This is a genomic window from Blastococcus saxobsidens (genome assembly GCF_010682065.1).
GTDB classification, from domain to species: Bacteria; Actinomycetota; Actinomycetes; order Mycobacteriales; family Geodermatophilaceae; genus Blastococcus; species Blastococcus saxobsidens_B.
Genome location: NZ_JAAGWG010000043.1, coordinates 1 through 18,086, shown reverse-complemented (window position 1 = coordinate 18,086; position 18,086 = coordinate 1). Strand labels below are relative to the sequence as shown.

Sequence of the window (18,086 nt, the reverse complement as noted above, 5' to 3'; positions counted from 1 at the left end):
GAACACCGTCCTCGTCGCCGGGTATGTCCACGTATTCGGCGGGTACCAGTCGCAGGGGCCGAGCAGACGGCGCTGCAGGACGGTCCCGGCAGAGCCGGTCGACGTGACTCGGATCCGCGCAGCGCGCCGGGCCCATGAGTTGTTCCACTGGGTGCCTGCGGGGTAGACGTCGTCGAGCGAAATGGGGGGAGACAGCGCGTGTCTCACTTTTGTGCTTAGCGTGTCGACGTCACGTCCGCGGACCCCACGGGGCACGTGCCCGCAGATGCAGCGATCAGTCCTTTACTCGGCTCGAACCCGCACGCCCTCGCCACGCATTGAATGAGTGAGAACGCCTCGACCAAGCGCGAAAGGCGTGTCAGGTCCCCTGCCTTCAGTTCCGGCCAACCCACGCCCGGAGGTACTGACAATGGCGGCACACGTGTTCGAGCAACTGAACAGACTCGTCGGTTCAGCGGTATCGGGATCGAGTCTCGCGGATCTGTCCAGATCGAAGCGGCAGGCCCTGCGGGACTCCTTCTTGATGCCCGACGCCCTCGACCTCGAGGCCGTGCACTCCAGCGAGGAATTGCAAGACATCAATGTCGTCGTCGTGGGCGGTGGGTTCGCCGGACTTTCCGCGGCCTGGTACCTGAACCGCTGTGGGGTGCTGGTCGCCGTACTCGAGGCCTCGGAGCGGCTCGGCGGTCGGGTGCGCACCGACCGGGACTTTGTTGCGAACAGGACTGTCGAGGCGGGCGCCGAGCTGATCGGGGCGAACCATCCCATGTGGAACGACCTGGCCGACACCTTCGGATTGCAGCTCATCGAGGTTAGCGAGTCCGACCCCCGAGTACGGATCGGAGACCACGACCTCACCCACGATGAAAAGAAGCAGGTGTACGACGAACTGTTGGACGTCATCGACGTGATCGGTCAGGACGCGAAGGACATCGACCCAGTACATCCGTGGCTCTCGCCAGGCGCCGCCGCCTTCGACGCGATGACCGTCGCCGAGCGGCTCGACGAGTTACTCGGGGCCGCCGGCTCGCTGACTCGCTCGGTCATTGACTTTCAACTAGGCAACGACAACTGCGCGCCACCCTCGCAGCAGAGCTACCTCGGGCTGCTCGCGCTCGTAAGCGCGGGCCGCGTCGATGATTGCGACGAGACGACGAGCTTGCGCGGCTACTGGGACTACACCGAAACTTTCCGCTGCAGCGGCGGCAACGATCAGCTGGCAGCCATGCTGGTCGGCGACATCGACGCGGACAACGTGACCCTGAACGATCCAGTCACCGACATCGCGGTCCGGGAGGACCGAGTCGACTTCACCACCGCATCGGGCACCGGGACGTGCGACTATCTCGTGCTTGCGGTGCCGCCGACGGCATGGCCGTCCATCACCTCCCACCTCGAGTGGGATCCCGCCGAACGCACTATGACCCACGGGCCGGCCGTGAAGTACCTCAACAGCTTCGTCACCGCGTTCTGGGACGACTCAGGACTCACACCCAATGCGCTCGTGGACGGCATCGGGTCAGTGTGGGAGGGCACTGATAGTCAGCCTGTTGCGCCTGACGCGGAGTTCGCGCTGTCGGTCTACTCCGGCGGCACATTTATCCGTGACCGAAGCAGCTACCCGACGCAGCTCGCCTCGATCTTTCCGGGCTACGCGCCGGTCGATGAACGATTCGTGGACTGGCCGAATACGCCGGGCGTGCTGACCGGGTACTCGGTGCCCGCTCCGGGCGAGGTCACCACGGTTGGGCAGGCCCTGGCTGAGCCGCACGGCCGCATGTACCTGGCGGGCGAGCAGACCTGGATGCCGTTCTTCGGGTACATGGAGGGCGCGCTGCAGTCCGGGGCCCGCGCCGCCCGGGAAATCATCCGGCTCGAATGTCCGGAGGCGATGCCGTGATCGGCGCTGAAGCGGACGGCGAAGACCCCGGCGATCACCTCCTTGCCGCCGCGCACGGCGATCGCCATGGCCAGCGCGGTCTACGCCAGCTGCGCGTCGTGGGCTCACCGGGGCGAACCCTGTTTGACCTCAGCTCCTTGGGCCTCCTGTGCGTTCAGCTTGCCGGTCTCGAACACCAGCCGGACCGCGCCGGACTTGAAGTCCTCGTCGAGCTTCTGGTACTGCCTCGTCATCGCTGCCCTCCTCACAGACGCGATGTCTTCACGCTATGGGGGGAAGCTCAGCGCTGTCTCCATCGATTTGAGGGAGGAGCGCTGAGGCTCGCTGTCGGTGCGGACGGAGCCGAAGGACTCATTGTCGGGTGAATGCTCTCCGTCGCGCCGGGTATGGCCCGTGGCGGTTGAGCAGTCAGCCTCAAGCATGTGGCGTCCTTGGCAAGACTTCCGCTGGAGAGTTCGGACGGCGCCCATGGAGGGCTCTGGCCTCGGAGCGGGGTCACGGGACGAGGAGAAGGCGCATGAGTCAGTTGCTCGTGTTTGGGGTGGACAGCCCGCAGACCGCTGAGAAGGTCTTCGAGCTCGCCGGGGAACTCGATCGGCAGCAGTTGCTGGAGCTGGCCGACGCCGCCTGGGTGGAGCGGACTCCCGACGGGAAGATCAAGCTGCACCAGTCGGTCAACCTGACCGCGGCTGGAGCCAGCTACGGAGCGGCCAGCGGCGCGCTGTGGGGGTCGCTGATCGGACTGCTGTTGCTCAACCCGCTCGCCGGCGCCCTGGTGGGGGCGGGGGTGGGTGCCGGGTCGGGAGCCCTGGGTGGGTCGCTGGCCGATGTCGGCATCCCCGATGACCTGATCCGTGAGATCGGGCAGACCCTGCAGCCCGGTGGGGCGGCAGTGTTCTTCCTGGCCCGCAACGCCACCGTCGACCGGGTCGTTGAGGCGATCCGGCCCTACAACCCGACGGTGATCCAGACCAACTTGAGCCGCGACTCCGAGCGTGAGCTGGTCGCGCTTCTACAGCAGAACCACCCCGTCGGTGCCTCGGCGGCAACCGGGTTGTGACCCCATGTCGTCCCCGCGTACCACTCGAGACGGGGCGCCGTCTGCGGGTGTGTGCCGCCACGTGGTGGCCCGACCGCGGTCAGCAGTTGCGGCAGGCGTAGTCGCGGCTGCACTGCTCACCGGCGGCTGTACCGGCTCCGACTCCTCGGCTGACCAGCAGGCGTCCAGCGCCACGACGACCGCTCAGCAGCCTGCCGAGGCGGCCGCCGGAGGCCTGGAACAGGTGCCGCAGGTCCTCGCGCGGGCGCAGCCCAGCGTGGTGACCGTGCTGGTTGCCGGCGGAAACGGCAGCGGGGTCGTCTACACCGCCGACGGGCTCATCCTCACCAACGAACACGTCGTGCGCGGCGCCTCGGACGTGGAGGTGGCCTTCGCCGACGGGCGGCGCGTCCCGGGCACCGTCACCGCCACCGACCCGGTCACCGACCTCGCCCTGGTGCAGGCCGACCGGCGCGACCTGCCACCGGCGGAGTTCCGCACCGACCTGCCCCAGGTGGGCACCCTCGCGGTCGTCGTGGGCAGCCCGCTGGGCTTTGCGAACACCGTCACCGCCGGCATCATCTCCGGCCTGCACCGGGAGATCCCTGGCAGCGCAGTGCAGTCCCAGGCGCTGGTCGACCTCATCCAGACCGACGCCCCCATCAGCCCGGGCAACTCCGGTGGCGCCCTGCTCAACGCTGCCGGTGAGGTGATCGGCATCAACGTCGCCTACATCCCACCCCAGGCCGGCGCGGTCGCCCTCGGCTTCGCCATCCCGGCGGCAACCGCCGTCGACATCGCCGACCAGCTGCAACGTTCCGGTCGCGCCCAGCACGCCTATGCCGGGCTCGTGCCCGTGCCGATCACCCCGGAGATCGCCGCGCAGCTGGGGCTCGGCGACCTGGAGGGGGTCATCGTCGCCGCTGTCGCCGCCAGCGGCCCGGCCGAGCAGGCGGGCTTGGCCCCCGGCGACGTCGTCACCGCAGTGGACGGGGAGCCGACGCCCACGCCTGAGGACTTCCTCGCCGCGCTGCGCCCGCACAGCCCCAGCGACGTCCTGACCCTGACGGTCACCCGCCCCGGTCAGAGAGAACGCGAGGTCGAACTCACGCTCGTGGACCGACCCGTCACCAGCAACCCCTGAGGGCACTGCCGCCCTCGGCACAGTCGCCGCCCGACGCAGTCTCGTTGGCCGGCGCGGGAGCCTCCGCCCACAGGTCGGGAGCGGAGCCGATCAAGGAGACAGCGTGACCGACATCAGTGGCCTGACCTGGACGCTGACCATCGTGCTCATCCTCGCCCTGCTGGCCGTGGACCTCGTCCTGGCCGCGGTCCGTCCGCACCGGGTCGGCTTTCGCGAGGCCACCGCCTGGTCGATCTTCTACATCGCCCTCGCGATCGGCTTCGGGATTTGGTTCACCACGGAGTACGGCGGCGGACCGGGCACCGAGTACTTCGCCGGCTACGTCGTCGAGAAGAGCCTGTCGGTCGACAACCTGTTCGTCTTCGTCATCATCATGACGACCTTCGCCGTCCCCGAGGAGCACGAGCACAAGGTGCTGACCTTCGGCATCGTGCTCGCGCTGGTCATGCGGGCGATCTTCATCGCGCTGGGCGCCACCCTGCTGTCGCTGTTCTCCTTCATGTTCCTGCTGTTCGGCCTGCTGCTCATCTACACCGCCGTCCAGCTGTTCCGGCACCGCGACGAGGACCCCGACATCGAGAGCAACGCGATGGTCAAGGCCGCCCGCCGCCTGCTGCCGGTGACCCCCGACTACGTCGGCGGCCGGTTGCTTACCCGGGTCGAGGGCCGGCGCATGGTCACGCCGCTGATGGTCGTGCTGATCGCGATCGGCAGCGTGGACCTGCTGTTCGCCCTCGACTCCATCCCCGCGGTGTTCGGGGTGACCGATGAGCCCTACATCGTCTTCACCGCCAACGCCTTCGCCCTGCTCGGCCTGCGCGCGCTGTTCTTCCTCGTCAAGGGACTGCTCGACCGGCTGGTCTACCTGTCCGCTGGGCTGGCGTTCATCCTGGCGTTCATCGGCGTGAAGCTGATCCTGCACTGGGCCCACGTCGACATCGACCCCAGCGTGCCCGAGATCCCCACCCCGCTCAGCCTCGGCGTGATCGTCGTGGTCCTGGCCGTCGTCACGGTGGCCAGCCTGCTCAAGACCCGCCGCGACCCCACCGCCAAGGCCCACCCCGGATCACTGCGCGCAACCGGAACCAAGGACCGGCACGCCCGTCCCGGGTCCACCGGCGAGGGAATCGGTGCCCACGGCTCCTGACGCACCAGCCCCCTGCGCGACCCTCCATGGGCGGTCCTGGTGGAGACCGGCGCCGATGCGCAGCCCTTGATCCATGCTGACGGGGACTCGTGAACGGTCTCGAGATCAGGTCTTACCTCGTCGGGCTGTACAGCGGCAGGTCGCCGATCAGAATCTCGGTGGACCGCAAGTCCGCAGGTGCGAGACGGATCAGCGAGCGGGACAAAATCCGGTTGATCGACGCGGAGAAAAGGCTCCCCACGAAGTAGCCCACCTCGTACGTGGTCTTCGGCTGTGACATCTCGGTCCTCCGTGACCATCGGGTGCTCCTACGGCCTTGACTGGCGTGTCCGGCTCTGCAAGGTGTGCGATGGGGAAGACACCGCCCCGTCGTCGACCGGCAGGAGCACGACGCCATGAGCACTCCGGGCACCGATCCGCAGTCCGGTTCCGGCCGCATCGTCGTGGGAGTGGACGGCTCGTCGCACTCGGAGGAGGCGTTGCGCTGGGCGCTCGGCCAAGCGCGGCTCACCGGCCAGCCGGTCGAGGCGGTCATCTCCTGGAGGATCCCGGCGGTCGGGGTCGATGGGGCCGGTGCCCTCATGGCCATCGACTGGGAAGGCGATGCGACCAGCATGCTGGAGAACACGGTCGCGAGGGCGGTGGACTCGTCGGATGCCGACCGGGTGTCCCAGCGCGCGGTCATGGGTCATCCGGGGCAGGTCCTGGTCGACGCGGCGGCAGATGCGGCTCTGCTCGTCGTCGGCAGTCGTGGCCGTGGCGGGTTCACGGGGATGCTGCTGGGCTCGGTCAGCCAGCACGTCATCGCCCGCGCCGCCTGCCCGGTCGTCGTCGTCCGCGGCCCCGTCGACCCACCGGAGTGACCGGACCGCGCGGGCGGACGGCCGGGTCGACGGCGACCTGGCCGTGCCGGTCTGCGGCCCGTTGGCCGATCGACGCCGACGTCAGACTGCTAAGGGCGTCCGCCAGTAGGGATGATCACCACGTTCGGCGTGGCTGGTCGTCGGGGGCAGGCACGAGGGCCACGCTCGCGAAGGTGCTGACGCTCCGTGAGCTGTGGACCGCTCGTGCCTGCCGTCCCATCGTGCATCCTTGACCCGCTGCGCGAGCAGTTCCTCGCGCTGCTGCCCACGCGTGTCGATGAGCACCCACTGGGCTGTCACCGGCCGCGCATCGCCGACGCCGTGGTGTTCGACCACCTGGTCGCCGCGCTGGTGTTCGGCGCCGGCTACGACCGGATCGCCGACGCCGACTGCTCGGCCACCACCATGCGCCGCCGCCGGGACGAATGGATCAGGCTGGGCATCTTCGACCGGCTACGGCTGGCCTGCCTGGACGCCTACGACACGATGATCGGCCTGGACCTGGCCGACCTGGCCGTGGACGGCTGCACCACCAAGGCGCCCTGCGGTGGACAGTGCGCCGGTCGCAGCCCGGTAGACCGCGGCAAGGGCGGCATGAAGCGGTCCCAGCTGTGCGACGGCGCCGGCGTGCCGATGGCCACGGTGTCCGCGCCGGCCAACACCCGCGACGACGCTCTGCTCGGGGAGACCCTGGACGCGCTCAAGGACTTCCAACCCCTGCCAGCGGACGTGACCGTGCACCTGGACGCCGGCTATGACTACCGGCCCTGCCGGGAAGCCCTTGACGAGCGAGGCCTCGCCGGGCAGATCGCCGCGCGCGGTACACCCGCGCCGATCCAGGTCGGCCGGCGGTGGGTTGTCGAGCGGACCAACTCCTGGCTCAACGACTTCGGCCGGCTGCGTCGCTGCACCGAACGCCGCCAGGTCTGTGTTGACGCCTTCCTTGCCCTCGCTACCGCGATCGTCACAATCCGTGCGTTGCTGCGGGCCGCCTGGTACCGCTATCGATGGGACACCCGTCCAAGATCACCACGGATCCGCTGACCTAATGGCGGAGGCCCTAAGCGCAGTTCAGCGCTCGCGCTGATCGAACGGCCCGTCCGATCCGGCGGGGTACTCCTGGAGCGGAACCAGGTCCTTGGCCCATGCGTCGAGCACGGGTGTAACGACGCGCCAGGATTCCTCCGCTTCGTCACCGCGGATCGACAGGGCAGGGTCACGGTGGAACACGTCCAGCAACAGCCGACCGTAGGCGGGTAGTTCGGCCGGTTCGAGTTCAGCGGCGAGGGTCAGCGGGACCAGCGTGTGCGCGCGGGCGCCGACGCCGGACATCTCGACGACGACGCTCTCGGGCTGGAGCCCGAAGCGCAGCACGTTGGGTTGCGGGTCGCCGCGCATGCCACGGGGCAGGTGCGGCACCGGCCGGAAGTGCACCGCCACCTCCATCCGGTTCCGCCCGAGCGCCTTGCCGGTCCGGAGCCGGAACACGGTGCCGCGCCAGCGCCAGTTGTCCAACCGGAGTTCCAGCTCGGCGAACGTCTCCGTCCGGTGGGCCGGGTCGACGCCGTCCTCCTCCACGTACGCAGGAACGGATACGCCGTCGACGAGCCCGCTCGTGTAGCGGGCCCGACGTGTGTGACGGACGACGTCGTCGGCGCTCAGCGGGCGGATCGAGCGCAGCACGTCCACCTTGCGGTCCCGCAGGTCTCGGGCGTCGAGACTGATCGGCGGCTCCATCGCCACCAGGCAGAGCAACTGCAGCAGGTGGTTCTGCAGCATGTCCTTCAGCGCGCCGACGCCGTCGTAGTATCCGGCCCTACCCTCCAGGGCGAGCGTCTCGTCCCAGACGACGTCGATCTCCGCGATGTGCGCGCTGTTCCAGATTGGCTCCAGCACCCGGTTGGCCAACCTGGTGCCGAGGACGTTCTGCACGGTCGTCATGGCCAGGAAGTGGTCGACGCGGAACACCGATTCCTCAGGGACGACCCGGGCGAGCAGGGCGTTCAGCTCGACCGCCTGGGCGAGATCCTCACCGAACGGCTTCTCCAGCACGATCGAGCTCCCCTCCGGCAGCCCGGCACCGTGCAGCGCCGAGACGGTGGGGGCGAACAGGAACGGCGGAAGGGCGAGGTAGGCCGCGATCGGCTCGGCACCCCGGACTACGGCGCGCAGGGCGGCCGGGTCGGTGACGTCGGCCCGGTGGTACTCGGCCGCCGACACGATCGCGTCCCGGTCAGCGGCCGGGAACTGCCCCCCGTGCTGACCGAGCTGGGCACGCGCCCACCCGCGGAACTGCTCGTTCCCCCAGTCCTCCCGGCCCACGCCGATCAGCCGGAACCCGTCGCCGAGGTGCCCGCCGTTGCCCAGCGCCGCAAGCCCGGGCAGGAGGTATCGCGCCGTCAGGTCGCCGGTGGCCCCGAGGAGGACGAAGCGCTCGATCACCTCCCCCTCCTCATCGCCCTGGCCAGGTTCACCCCGCTGGCGATCACTCCGATGTGGCTGAACGCCTGGGGAAAGTTCCCGGTGAGTTCACCGCTCGACGGGTCGATCTGCTCCGACAGGAGGCCGAGCGGGCTCGCCCTGGCGCACAGCGACGCGTACAGCCCCTCGGCCTCATCCAGCTTCCCCTGGAGTACCAGGTTGTCGACGAGCCAGAAGCTGCACAGCAGGAACGCACCTTCGTCACCGGCGAGCCCGTCCGGGGACTCGTCGTGCCGGTAGCGGTAGAGCAGGCCGTCGCCGGCCGACAGTCGCTCGGCGATCGCGGCGGTCGTGGCGACCATCCTCGGGTGATCGGCCGGGATCACGCCGCGCAGCGGGAGCGCCAGCAGGCTGGCATCTAGGCTGTCGCCACCGTCGAGGTGCTCGGACAGGGTTTTCGCGTCCTCGTTCCACGCCCGCGTCAGGATGGTCTCCCGGAGATCGGCGGCCTCCCTCCGCCAGCGCGCGAGGGGTCCGGCGAGACCGAGTTGCTCACCTGTCGCCGCGGCCCGGTCCAGCGCCACCTGGCACATGGCGGCGGAGTAGGTGAACACCCGGCCGCTGCTGCGCACCTCCCAGATGCCCTGGTCCGGCTGCCGCCACGCCCGGCCGGCGGCGTCGGCGATGCCGCTCAGCCCACCCCACAGGGCGGGGTCGAGCCGGCCGCCCGCCTTGACCCACTGGTCCGCGCAGTCGAGGACCTCGCCGTAGACGTCGTGCTGGCGCTGGTCGGCCGCGCCGTTGCCCCAACGCACCGGCGCCGAGCCGCGATATCCCTCGAGCTCGACGTCCTCCCATTCGTCGGGGATCGGGTCGCCGGCGATGGTGTACATGATCCTCGGCTGCCGGCTCCGCTCGAACGCGTCGAGGACCCAGCCGAGGTAGGCATCGGCCTCGTTGACGAAACCGATCCGGCGCAGCGCGAAGACGGCGTAGGCGGCATCGCGGACCCACGTGTAGCGGTAGTCCCAGTTGCGGATCCCCCCGACGGGCGCCGGCAGGGACGACGTCGGCGCCGCGACGAGCGACCCGTGCGCCCAGTGGTCGCAGAGCTTGAGCGTGATCGCCGCCCGCCGGACCATGTCCGGCTGCGGGCCGTCGTAGGAGAAGCCGGTCATCCACCGCCGCCACCCGTCGGCCGTCTCGGCGAGCCTCGCCTCGGCGTCGAGCGGGTGGTGCCGATGCAAGCGGCCCCACGAGAGGACCAGGTCGAGCCGATCGCCCTGCTGCAGGTCGTGGGTGCTCAGCAACCCGGGAAGCGGGCGATTGGACCGCAGGTGCAGCCGCAGTCCCGGCTGGCGGGCGCACTCGACGGCCAGGCCGTTGAACGCCGGGCGGGGCTGCGCGCCGCCGCGCGGCTGCACGGCGACGCGGAGCCGGACGTACCCGGAGAGCACCACCGCTGAGCGGACGAGTTCACCGCGGTCGGCGGGGGCATCGTCGGTGAGATCGGCCCCGGAGCGCAACGCCAGGGCGTCCGTGAGTCGCACGAGCCCGGTGTCGCTGCGCAGCTCGGTGATCAGGACGCCGGTGTCCGGCTCGTATCGCTGCCGCGCCTCGACCAGCCGTTCCGGTACCACGATGAACGAGCCGCCGCGAGCAGAGTCCAGCAGTGAGCAGAACAGCGGTTCGGAGTCGAAGTCGGGGACGCACATCCACCGGATAACACCGTCGAGTCCGACCAACGCCGCGGTCGCTCCGTCGCCGATCAGGCCGAGGTCGGCCAGTGGCGGGTAGCCGTCGTGGAGCCGGATCGGCCGGAAGCCGGGATCGAGGTCGAGCACCGCGGACCCTCCTAGAACTTGATGAGCACCTTGACCACGTCGTCGAGTTTTGTCTTCCAGGGGTGACAGCCCGGTCAGCGGCCGACCGCGTCGGCGGGCTCCGTGAACCTGTCCGGCCGGACGTCGGTGTAAGTGCGGATCGGCACGGAGAGGGTTACCGAGCCGGCGTCGCGGAACTCGAAGGTGACCGGGACGCTGAAGCCGCTGCGCAGGGCCCCACGGAGCCCGGTCAGCTCCAGGTGGAGGCCGCTCACCTCGCGGAGGGCCGCGACCCCGCCGGCGGGCACGGGCACCTCCAGGCGCGGTTCCGCCTCCTGGTCGCCGTCCCGGAGGACGACCGCCTCGGCGACCTCGGCCGAGGCCCCGGTGAGTTCATCGTCGGCCTCGCCGCCGTTCGCGATCGTCAGCAGGAGAGCGGCGCCGTCCCCGGCGATGTGCAGGCTGCCGCGGGTCCCGGGGGACGCGACGGACACGCCGAGCAGCCGGAGGTCTCCTACCCGCCCGTCGACGCTGTCGAGCCCGATCCTGGCCCGGTCGAGGTTCGGCGGGTCGGCGCGCGCCGACGTGCAGCCGGCCAGCACCAGCAGGGTGAGCAGGGCCGCCACGGCGACTCCGGTGCGGTTCATGTCAGCTCCTCCGGGGCTCAGGTGGTGATGAAGCCGGTCCACAAGCCGACGACGCCGGTGATGCCGGCGGCCACGATCACGGCGCAGAGCACCATCTCGGTGGGGCTGAACAGCCGGCGGCTGTGCTCGCTGCGCGCCTTGACGTACAGTAGGGTGGCCGGGGCGAGAATCACCGTGGCCAGCAGCAGGAACTTCAGGCCGGCGGCCTCGAAGAGGAACAGCGTGTAGGCGGTGGCGATCCCCGCGATGATCGCCTCCTTCCGACGCGTCCTGGCGGTCACGTCCTCGTAGCCCTCCCCCGTGAGGCCGAGCTTCAGCGCGTACGCGGCGGTCAGGAAGTAGGGGATCAGCGCCAAACAGGTGGACAGATCGAGCATGAAGTTCAGCGCATCGGTCAGGACCAGCGTCGCGGCGAGGAGGCCCTGGACCGCCAGCGAGCTGACGACGAGTGCCGTGATCGGCGTGGCCTTGTCGTTCTCCCTACCCAGGAAGGCCGGGAGGTCCTCATTGCGGGCCGGGATGTACATCACCTCGGCCGCCATCAAGCTCCAGGCGAGGTAGGCGCCGAGGACGGAGACGATGACGGCCGCGCTGATGAACCAGCGGCCCCAGTCGCCGACGACGGACTCGAAGAGGCCGATCATCGACGGCTGGCGGGTCGCGGCAATCTCCGGCTGCGGCATCACCCCGTAGCTCGACAGCGTCACCAGGGCGAAGATCGACAGCACGCTCAGGAAGCCCAGGACGGTCGCCCTGCCGACGTCTTGGCGCCGCTTGGCGTAGCGCGAGTAGACGCTGGCGCCCTCGATGCCGATGAAGACGAACGTCGTGATGATCATGGTGTTGCGGATCTGCTCGTCGAGCGAGCCCAGGTCGCCGTAGCCGGTGGCGATCCAGTTGTCGGCGAAGACGCCGGCGTCGAACGCCACGAACAGCACGACGATGAAGGTGAGGATCGGCAGAATCTTGAACACCGTCACGATGCGGTTGACGATGGCGGCGTCACGAACGCCCCGCGCGATCAGGTAGTGGAAGAGCCAGACACCGACCGTGCCGAGCGCCACCGCGAGGACCGTGTCGCCGTCACCGAACACTGGGAAGAACGCGCCGATGGTCGCCGTGATGAAGATCCAGTAGAAGGCGTTGCCGGAGACCGTGCTGGCCCAGAAGCCGATCGCCGAGTTGAACCCGACGTAGTCGCCGAACCCGGCCTTGGCGTAGATGAAGACCCCGGAGTCCAGCTGGGGCTTGCGGATCGCGAGGTTCTGGAACACGAAGGCGAGCATCAGCATGCCCGTCCCCGCGATCGTCCAGGCGATCAGCGATCCGAGGACGCCGGTTGCCACGCCGAAGCGCGCCGGCAGCGAGAAGACGCCCGCGCCGACCATGCTGCCGACCACCATCGCGGTGAGGGTGGGCAGCGACATCTTTCCCGGCGTCGCGACCGGGGCGTCGGCAACCGCGCCGGCAGCCCGTGGGGCCGTGTCGACCATCGCAGTCACTCCTGTCCTGGGGCTCGGCCGAGCGCCACCGGCTCGACCTTTTCGATCTTGAAGCCGACGACTCCGTACAGAACGCATAGCGCCGCGATCGCGGCGCATCCCACCAGAGCCACCTGAAGTGGTCCGTCCAGCGCGTCGAAACCGAACAGCACGAGGGAACTTGCAATCAGGACCGCCAGGGCGACGAGGTCCAGCAGAGCATCGACGAGCAACGTCGGCCGTCGCGCCGTCAGGACATCTCGCTCTTCCATGGCGTCCCTCTCAATCGGGCAGCCGAGGCCCCGGACGCCAGGCTCGGTGACGGACTCACCGACTGGTCTGACCGGAGCTCTCCTCAGTAGCAGCCGGACGGTGCCCGGCTCGACGAGCGATCGGCTCAGACGTCGACGGGGTCGCGGATGATCGGGCAGGTCATGCAGTGCCCGCCGCCACGACCCCGGCCCAACTCCGCGCCGACGATTGTGATCACTTCGATGCCGGCCTTGCGCAGCACGGTGTTGGTGTAGGTGTTGCGGTCGTAGGCGAAGACCACCCCTGGGGCGACGGCGACGACGTTGTTGCCGCTGTCCCACTGCTGGCGCTCGTTGGCGTACTCGTCACCCCCGGTCTCCAGCACCCGCAGCTCGGACAGACCCAGCGCGTCGGCGACGACGTCGGGAAAGGTCCGCTTCTCCTCGGTGACCTCGACCGGTTCCTTGTCGCCGGGCCGGAGGCTGAAGGTATGGATGCCGTCGACGATCTCCCGGTAGGCGGTGGCGACGTCACGGTCGGCGAAGGTGAACACCGTGTCCAGGTGCATGGCGGCCCGCATCTTGGGCATGCCGGCGACGATCACTCGGGTGGCGGCGCCGTGCTCGAACAGCGCTGCAGCGAGCTGGGTGATGGCCTGCCGGGAAGTGCGCTCGCTCATGCCGATGGCCACCGCGCCGTTGCCGATCGGCATGACGTCGCCGCCCTCGATGGTGGCCAGGCCCCAGTCCCGCTCGGGATCGCCCCACCACACCGTGGCGCCGGCGAAGTCGGGGTGGAAGGTGTAGATGGCCTTGTAGAGCAGCGTCTCGTCGTGCCGGGCCGGCCAGTACAGCGGGTTGAGCGTGAGCCCGCCGTAGATCCAGCAGGTGGTGTCGCGGGTGTAGAGGGTGTTCGGCAACGGCGGCATCAGGTACTCGCGGACGCCGAGCTGCTCCCGGGCGAGCGCCAGGTACCCGGACCGGAAGTCGGCGGGCAGGTCGACCGTGGCCAGCCCACCGATGAGGAGCTCTGCCAGCCGGCGGTCGTCCAGGGACTCGAGGAATGCCCGCGTCCCGTCGACGAGCCCGAGGCCGACCTCGTTGGCCGTGACCTTGCGGTCCAGCAGCCACGCCTTCGCCCCGGGGATGGCCATCGTCTCGGTCAGCAGGTCGTGCAACTCCACGACCTCGACACCGCGACTGCGCAGCTTGGCGACGAAGTCGAAGTGGTCCCGGCGGGCATTGTCGACCCAAAGGACGTCGTCGAACAGCAGGTCGTCGCAGTTGCGTGGTGTGAGTCGGGAATGGGCCAGACCCGGTGCGCAGACTAGGACCTTGCGAAGCACGCCGACCTCGGAGTGCACGCCGTAGGCGGCGACCGGCACGTCTGCGCCCGTCCTGGGAATAGTCGTATCGGTCATCGTCCGCGCGCTCCTCGCTTGAGAGAGGACCGGTGGCCACCGGACCAAGGCGGGACGAGGTGCCCCCACGGGAGGAGAGCTAGTTCGACGAGTCGCTCGACAGCCGCGGCTGTCGGAGGTAGATCGCCCTCAATAGGCTCGGACGCGCCGGCCGCCTTCGGTATTAGCGGGAGATGAGGCGTGGGGTTGACCAGCCGTATTCGGCACGCACGCGTGGTGGCAAGCGTCTGTGCGCAGACGGAAACCCGCAGCCCTTCATCATCGCAGAACGAGATCGCGGAGCCGTCCACCGCGACGGTTGAATTGCCTGTGAGAGGCAGTACAGCCAGTGCATCAAACAGCCAACTGGCGCGACGGCGGTCGAGATCGCCAATGGGTCCGACCCACCCCGCGAGTGCATCCACCCACAAGACGCGGTGATCAAAGGTCTCGGCGGTGGGCGGCTGAGCAGTAACCAGACGCATGAACTTGCCTCCGGGTGCCGGAGGCCTAAGCCCTATCCGGGCGCTCCCGCACACAATGTATGTGCTGAACGGCCCGATGCTCGACCGATTTCACGGTAGAGCGGCAACCCCCGACGCGCAACTGGACGCGGCCAGCAGGTACCTGCCGCAACGCGTCCGATGATCAAGGCAGGACCGCGAGGGCAACCCCATACGTGCGATGACGTCGTGAACGCCAGCCCGCGACCGTGGACAGGATCACGACAGTGCCCGTGTGGCGGATCGACGGCAATCGCCTCCGCCTACACGCCACGCCACGCCATCAGCCATCAGTGGCGTCCGGTGAGCAAGGTCCCCTCACGTATGTCATCGGTTCCCATGCTCAGCCGCTGCCCGTAGGGGACGGCCGTCCTTCTCATTCATCACACGGTGAACCGCCCCGGGGCGGGACAGGCAGCGGGAATGCGGCTGCGGCGATCCAGCGGCAAGAGCCTCAACGACGACCTTGCCGAGGGGGGGCCACAGGCGGACACCCCTCCCAGGGGCTCCCACCGAGGCCTTCCACCGAACCGTCAGCAGCTCGCCATCCAACCCGTCACTCGCCCCCTACCCGACCGATCGACCAGCACTGGAGATCTCCCCTCCCAATCAAGATCACGAGCCGACACACCTCATGCACTTGGTGTACTTCGGCCGCTTCGTCACCGATGGCGAGGTGCTCGGGGGCGTCACCGGCGAGGCTCGACCTCATGCTGCCCAGCGCGATCCAGTGGCCTGTACCAGTGAGTGCCCGCCGGTGACGTTCGCCGATGTCTCGGGCGGTTGACGCCTGATAGGAGCGCCGGCTGCCACAGCCACCAAGTGCATGCGCTGCGCCCGGACATCGGTGCCTCGCGAGCTGAGGCGCGGCGGAAGGAGTCGGCGTGCATGCCGGCATCGACACCCACAAGGACACGCTGGCCGTGGCGGTCATCGACGGCGCCGGGCGACCGGTGGTGGTCACCGAGCTGGCCAACACCGAGGCCGGCTTCGACGCGCTCGAGAAACTGCTCGCCAATCATGACGTTCAGCGGGTGGGCATCGAGGGCTCAGGCAACTACGGCCGCGGCGCCGCGGTGCACCTGGTGCTCACCGGCCCAGTCGAGGTCGTCGAGGTGCCACCGTCGCTGACCAGCCGGGAGCGCTCAGCCCGGCCGGGCGCGGGCAAGACCGACCCCACCGATGCGGTCGCGATCGCCCGGATCACCGCCCGCGAGCCGGGCCTGCCGCCGGTGCGGCTGGCGATCGGTCGGGCCGCCGATCTGCGGGCGCTGGCTGACTACCGCGCCCAGCTGGTCGCCGAGCGCACCGCGCTGGCCAACCGCACCCACGCCGAGCTGCACGGCCTGCTGCCCGGATATCAGGTGAAGATCCCGCGGCTGACCGCGCCGACCTTCATCACCAAGGCCACCGAGCTGCTCACCGGCCAGACCAACGTCCGCGCGGTCCTGACCCGCCGCCGGCTCACCCGCCTGGCAGAGCTGACGGTGGAGATCCGCGAGGTCGCCGACCTGATCACCGCCGCAGTCGCCGAGGTCGACACCGGCCTGACCGAGCTCTACGGCCTCGGCAAGGTCGGCGCCGCGACGATCCTCGGCCAGGTCGCCGACGTGCGCCGCTACCGCTCCCGGCACGCCTTCGCCGCCGCCAACGGCACCGCCCCGATCCCCGCCTCCTCCGGTCGCACCAGCCGCCATCGGCTCAACCGGTCAGGCAACCGCACGCTCAACCGGGTGCTCTACACGATGGCCATCACCCAAATCCGCGCCGACACCGAAGGCCGCGCCTACTACCTACGCAAACGCGCCGAAGGAAAGACCGGACGCGAAGCGCTGCGCTGCCTCAAACGCCGTCTCTCCGACGTGGTCTACAAGACCCTGCACGACGACCTCTCCGCCGGGCGGGCACCGACCGCGGCAGGACGGTGAGTGCGGCAGCGGCAAACGGGACGCGTCAATACGGCCGAAGCCAGCTGCGCGACAGGTTCACAGTCCCAGACCTGCTCTTCGCTGCGGCCAGTCCACCGCACCCACCGCCAGCCCGGACGCTACGCCCGACCGCCGTTGACACATAGGAGCTCACTTGCGGTCCTGGAACTCGTGGTGACGAGTTACTGCAGGGTCGTCTGCAGACTCTGTGCCATGGGAACCATCGGAACCCCCGAGCACCGGGCCCGCCGCCGAGCTCGTGAGCAGCAACGGCGGCAACACGTCGCCCAGGCACCGACCGTGTCCGCCGATGCAGAACAGACCGGCGCTTCGGCGGAAGGGCGCGAACGGCGCACCGCCGCGACGACCTGCGGATGGTGTGCTGGGCCGATCACGCCGCGCGGCCGGGGGCCGATCCCCAAGTGGTGCTCGGCCACCTGCCGACACCGAGCCTGGGAGCAGACCCGCGCGGCGGCCTCCGGCCGATCCGCGGTGCAGGTGGTCGAACGGCGGGTGCAAGTCGGCGTCCCCCTGGAGCCGACCCGGCGGGACTGGCCGGCACTGCTCGGCGAGCTGACCCGGCAGTTGGACGACGGCCGCATTTACGACCGTGACCTGCCCGGCCTCAGTCGGTCACTACAGCCCGTACTGGAGGCCTACCGCTGGCGGGCCGGCCGGACCGGCGCCCCCGACGTGCGCTGAGCCGCGAACCTCCAGTTTCTCTCCAGTAGTAGCAGAAGACGACTGCGCCGGAGCACGTGCCCTGGAGAGCCGGTGCACCGAACCGCGGACCGATCGCACCGGCGTCGTCCGAGGTCGACGACGCACACAGACGTCACCCCATCTCCTGCTCGCTCAGCGAACCGCCCGAACCCAGCGCAGTTCTCGTCACAACGGATTCGCTCGGCCTGGATGCACCAGGTGTGTCGGCTCGTGATCTGGCTGCGCGGCTCGGGCGGACGGGATAGGGGGAGGCAGCAGCACGGGCCTAGCAGAAGCGCTGCTCGGCCGGCGACCGTGGCGAGCGGCGCGGCCGGGAAAGCGAGCCAGCCTGCGGCACTGCAGTCCCATCCAGACGCCTGCACGGCCGCGTCCGTGGAGCCGGCCGCAGGCGAGGAGCCGAGCGGCCGGTGCGAAGCGCCCCGGGATAGCCGGTGCGCGAGCACGACCTGCACACGGTCTGGAGCGCCGATGCAGCTCTGCTCTTGCGACGCCCGGCCTGGGCGCTGTCGACAGACCTGCTCCGCGAGTTCGTCCGGACGCTTGGCGACCGGGGCGTCCGATGCCCGGCCACCGCAGCCCCCCGCAGGCGCGACGCCGTGCTGGCAAATAGCAGCCCATGGCGCCACGACCCCGCCCGAGCAGGCGCCGGTTCATGCCTTGGACGGGGTGACGCCCACCGCCCTCCGGGGTGACACCGGGCGGTCACCTGCGTTCTGCCATGTCACCCCGGGCCGTCCCGCTGTCGCGGCCGGCCTAGCTGTTGTGGGTCATGAGGTTGGTGACGGCGGGCGGGTAGGCGCCGAGACGTAGGACGGG

General features: G+C 69.5%; 16 protein-coding genes. 8 read left to right on the top strand and 8 right to left on the bottom strand.

The window, feature by feature from the left end; genetic code table 11:
• The first annotated feature begins 421 nt into the window (after positions 1-421).
• Positions 422-1,900 carry a flavin monoamine oxidase family protein gene (locus tag GCU60_RS18860; RefSeq protein ID WP_158548616.1) on the top strand — a complete coding sequence of 493 codons (1,479 nt, stop codon included), beginning with the start codon at positions 422-424 and terminating at the stop codon, positions 1,898-1,900.
• Between the two features lie 104 nt (positions 1,901-2,004).
• Here GCU60_RS18860 and GCU60_RS21420 read toward each other — a convergent pair whose 3' ends face one another.
• Positions 2,005-2,133: a hypothetical protein gene (locus tag GCU60_RS21420; protein WP_255363698.1), complete on the bottom strand. Its 129-nt coding sequence runs from the start codon at positions 2,131-2,133 to the stop codon at positions 2,005-2,007.
• Between the two features lie 284 nt (positions 2,134-2,417).
• Here GCU60_RS21420 and GCU60_RS18855 point away from each other — a divergent pair, with 284 nt between their 5' ends.
• From GCU60_RS18855 to GCU60_RS18835, 5 genes are all read left to right on the top strand, one after another.
• Positions 2,418-2,960, top strand: a complete 543-nt coding sequence (locus tag GCU60_RS18855) for a DUF1269 domain-containing protein (RefSeq protein ID WP_091382410.1) — start codon at positions 2,418-2,420, stop codon at positions 2,958-2,960.
• A 223-nt stretch (positions 2,961-3,183) separates the two neighbouring features.
• A complete protein-coding gene (locus GCU60_RS18850; RefSeq protein ID WP_199589200.1) occupies positions 3,184-4,083 on the top strand; it encodes a S1C family serine protease in 900 nt (299 codons plus the stop codon).
• Positions 4,084-4,186: 103 nt separating this feature from the next.
• Positions 4,187-5,230 (top strand): TerC/Alx family metal homeostasis membrane protein, encoded by a 1,044-nt coding sequence (locus GCU60_RS18845; RefSeq protein ID WP_091382407.1) that lies wholly within the window; start codon positions 4,187-4,189, stop codon positions 5,228-5,230.
• Between the two features lie 395 nt (positions 5,231-5,625).
• Complete coding sequence (locus GCU60_RS18840; protein WP_091382406.1) at positions 5,626-6,093, top strand: universal stress protein; 468 nt, start codon at positions 5,626-5,628, stop codon at positions 6,091-6,093.
• Between the two features lie 204 nt (positions 6,094-6,297).
• A complete protein-coding gene (locus GCU60_RS18835) occupies positions 6,298-7,137 on the top strand; it encodes an IS5 family transposase (protein WP_091382404.1) in 840 nt (279 codons plus the stop codon).
• 27 nt (positions 7,138-7,164) lie between these two features.
• Here GCU60_RS18835 and GCU60_RS18830 read toward each other — a convergent pair whose 3' ends face one another.
• The 7 genes from GCU60_RS18830 to GCU60_RS22335 form a co-directional block, all read right to left on the bottom strand.
• On the bottom strand, positions 7,165-8,535 hold the full coding sequence (locus tag GCU60_RS18830) for a glucose-6-phosphate dehydrogenase (protein WP_091382403.1): 1,371 nt from the start codon (positions 8,533-8,535) through the stop codon (positions 7,165-7,167).
• Entirely contained in the window at positions 8,532-10,358 is a 1,827-nt protein-coding gene (locus GCU60_RS18825) for a glycoside hydrolase family 15 protein (RefSeq protein ID WP_091382401.1), read from the bottom strand. Before GCU60_RS18825 ends, GCU60_RS18830 begins: the two co-directional genes overlap by 4 nt.
• A gap of 74 nt (positions 10,359-10,432) precedes the next feature.
• Positions 10,433-10,984 (bottom strand): copper chaperone PCu(A)C, encoded by a 552-nt coding sequence (locus tag GCU60_RS18820; RefSeq protein WP_091382400.1) that lies wholly within the window; start codon positions 10,982-10,984, stop codon positions 10,433-10,435.
• Between the two features lie 17 nt (positions 10,985-11,001).
• Positions 11,002-12,477 carry a basic amino acid/polyamine antiporter gene (locus tag GCU60_RS18815; protein WP_199589202.1) on the bottom strand — a complete coding sequence of 492 codons (1,476 nt, stop codon included), beginning with the start codon at positions 12,475-12,477 and terminating at the stop codon, positions 11,002-11,004.
• A 5-nt stretch (positions 12,478-12,482) separates the two neighbouring features.
• The gene (locus tag GCU60_RS18810; protein ID WP_091382398.1) at positions 12,483-12,737 is read right to left on the bottom strand and encodes a hypothetical protein; all 255 of its coding nucleotides are present in this window, start codon (positions 12,735-12,737) and stop codon (positions 12,483-12,485) included.
• Positions 12,738-12,862: 125 nt separating this feature from the next.
• Entirely contained in the window at positions 12,863-14,101 is a 1,239-nt protein-coding gene (arcA, locus tag GCU60_RS18805) for an arginine deiminase (protein WP_199589204.1), read from the bottom strand.
• 32 nt (positions 14,102-14,133) lie between these two features.
• Positions 14,134-14,601 carry an STAS domain-containing protein gene (locus tag GCU60_RS22335; RefSeq protein ID WP_113839310.1) on the bottom strand — a complete coding sequence of 156 codons (468 nt, stop codon included), beginning with the start codon at positions 14,599-14,601 and terminating at the stop codon, positions 14,134-14,136.
• 902 nt (positions 14,602-15,503) lie between these two features.
• Between GCU60_RS22335 and GCU60_RS18795 the strand changes: the two genes are divergently transcribed.
• Together GCU60_RS18795 and GCU60_RS18790 are read left to right on the top strand one after the other, a co-directional pair.
• Positions 15,504-16,547 carry an IS110 family transposase gene (locus tag GCU60_RS18795; protein WP_091382395.1) on the top strand — a complete coding sequence of 348 codons (1,044 nt, stop codon included), beginning with the start codon at positions 15,504-15,506 and terminating at the stop codon, positions 16,545-16,547.
• 492 nt (positions 16,548-17,039) lie between these two features.
• Positions 17,040-17,249 carry a hypothetical protein gene (locus GCU60_RS18790; RefSeq protein WP_204262315.1) on the top strand — a complete coding sequence of 70 codons (210 nt, stop codon included), beginning with the start codon at positions 17,040-17,042 and terminating at the stop codon, positions 17,247-17,249.
• Positions 17,250-18,086: the final 837 nt, after the last annotated feature.